Source organism: Aeromicrobium sp. (assembly GCF_050700635.1).
Classification (GTDB): Bacteria; Actinomycetota; Actinomycetes; order Propionibacteriales; family Nocardioidaceae; genus Aeromicrobium.
In genome coordinates this window covers 1-2,036 of record NZ_JBOHDT010000176.1, presented here as the reverse complement: position 1 = coordinate 2,036, position 2,036 = coordinate 1, and the positions used below count along the sequence as shown (strand labels likewise).

The 2,036-nt window shown below is 69.0% G+C and carries 2 protein-coding genes and 1 pseudogene; 2 read left to right on the top strand and 1 reads right to left on the bottom strand.

The annotated features are described in order from the left end of the window. A partial coding sequence (locus ACRDPN_RS13945; protein ID WP_431449103.1) for a class I SAM-dependent methyltransferase occupies positions 1–471 on the bottom strand: 471 nt, incomplete at its 3' end. Between the two features lie 49 nt (positions 472–520). On the opposite strand from ACRDPN_RS13945, the gene ACRDPN_RS13940 reads away from it, so the two are divergent. Then, positions 521–1,609, top strand: a complete 1,089-nt coding sequence (locus ACRDPN_RS13940; RefSeq protein WP_431449101.1) for a radical SAM protein — start codon at positions 521–523, stop codon at positions 1,607–1,609. Between the two features lie 79 nt (positions 1,610–1,688). Then, positions 1,689–2,036 (top strand): annotated as a pseudogene (locus tag ACRDPN_RS13935) (hypothetical protein); the annotation flags it as partial.

Below are 2,036 nucleotides of genomic sequence, written 5' to 3'. Positions count from 1 at the left end.
CGCCACGACCGCCCAACCGCCGGGCCGCAGGCAGCGCCGCAAGGATGCCTGGTAGTCGTCGCGCTCGCCGGGCTCGGTGAGGAAGTGGTAGACCGCCCGGTCGTGCCAGAGGGCGTACTGCCGCTCCCGGTGCAGGTCGAGGACGTCGGCGACCTCGAGCACGACGTGGTCGCCGGCGGGACCAAGCCGATCCCGGACCGTCTGCAGCGCGGTGGTTGACAGGTCGATGGCCGTGAGGTCGCGGTAGCCCCGTTCCACGAGGTGGTCGGCGAGCGTGGACCACCCGGCTCCCACGTCGATGATCGGCTCGTCGCGGCCCACCCCTGTGGAATCGACCAGGCCGAGCGAGAGCTCGGGAACCGACTGCCACCACGACACTCCGTCGACGTCCTTGCCGCCGTGGACGCCTTCCCAGAAGTCCCGACGAGAATCGGCGTCGTTGGGGCGGGGAGCATGGCCGGAGGAGGACATGGCGCCAACGCTAGACCGCCCCGCCGAGAACGGACGTACCGTTGTCAGGATGAGTGACCAAGACCGCGCAGTGAGCCCGCTCGGCGATGTCGCCGAGCTGATCGACGGCGGCGACATGGACTGCGGCAGTGGCCTGCTGCTGCTCATCACCCGAGCCATGCGCCGGATGGAGGCCGGCCAGCGGCTCGGCGTCCGCAGCTCCGAGCCGTCCGTGGTCACCGACCTGCCGGTCTGGGCCGACCTGGTCGGCCACGAGGTCGAAACCGAGGTCGCCGAGACGTCGGACGGCCCGTGGTGGTTCGCGGTACGCAAGGCCGGCCGGCCCACCGAGGAGACCACCGTGTTCTCGCTCGGTGACCGCACTCCTTTGGGTCAGCGGTTGTGGGTCTACACGAACTTCGACTGCAACCTGGCGTGCGAGTACTGCTGCGCGGAGTCATCCCCCAAGGCCGCCGCCCGACGTGTCACACCGGCCCTGGGCCAAGCGGTGTTCGACGAGTTCGCCGCACTCGGCGGGCGCGAGGTGTTCCTGACCGGCGGTGAACCCTTCATGCATCCGGAGCTGGGTGACCTGGTCGACGCCGCTGCCGGGTTGCATCGAACCGTGTTGACCAACGCGATGATTTTCTCCCGCGGAAGACGGCGCGAGACGCTCGAGAAGATCGACCGCTCGGTCGTCCTGCAGATCAGCCTCGACTCGGCGACGGCCGAGCTGCACGACCGGCAACGGGGTGCGGGCTCCTGGGAGCGCGCACTCGCCGGCATCGAGCTGGCGAAGTCCTTGGACTTCCCGGTACGTGTGGCGGCGACGATGTACGACGAGGACCCGGCCGGGGTCAGCGAGCTGCACCGCAGGCTCGACGGCATCGGCATCCCCCGGGACGACCAGCTGATCCGCCCGGTGGCCCAGGAAGGATTCGCCGACACCGGAGTGCACATCTCCATCGACACCGTGGAGCCGGAACCGACTATCACCGCCGATGGGGCCTGGTGGCACCCGGTCGCCGTCACGAACCCGAACATGCGGATTGCCGACTCACCGCAGCCGGTCTCGGAGGTATTCGGTGTCGTGCGTGACATCCTCGCGGTCCAGGACGCCGCCGAGCGGTCGGGGCGCGAGGTGTTCCGCTGTGCGTGACCGTCACGGGTTTGTCATCTTTTGCACCGCTCTGACCGTCGCGCCGCCGGTACGTTGATCACGGGAGAGGTGAGTGACGATGTCCACGAACCCGGTGATGACGTTCTCCCGGTGGCTGTTCGCGCCGGCCACCGACGATGTGCCACGCGCACAGGCGGTCGGAGCGGCCGCGTTGCGGGTGCTCGTCGGCCTGCTGTGGCTCTACAACGTGTCGTGGAAGCGAGCGCCCGAGTTCGGCCAGGACGCCGGGAACGGTCTGTTCAAGTTCACGTCGTACGCCGTCGACCACCCCGTGTTTCCTCCCTACAGCTGGGTGGTCGAGAACGTCGTCCTCCCGAACTTCACGGCGTTCGGCTGGGGTGTGCTGGCAGCCGAGACGACGCTGGCCGTCCTTCTCCTGACCGGCGCCTGGGTGCGTCTGGCGGCC

Coding starts and splice junctions, on each gene's coding strand:
- ACRDPN_RS13940 (WP_431449101.1), top strand. CDS start 521: ATGAGTGACCAAGACCGCGCAGTGAGCCCGCTCGGCGATGTCGCCGAG.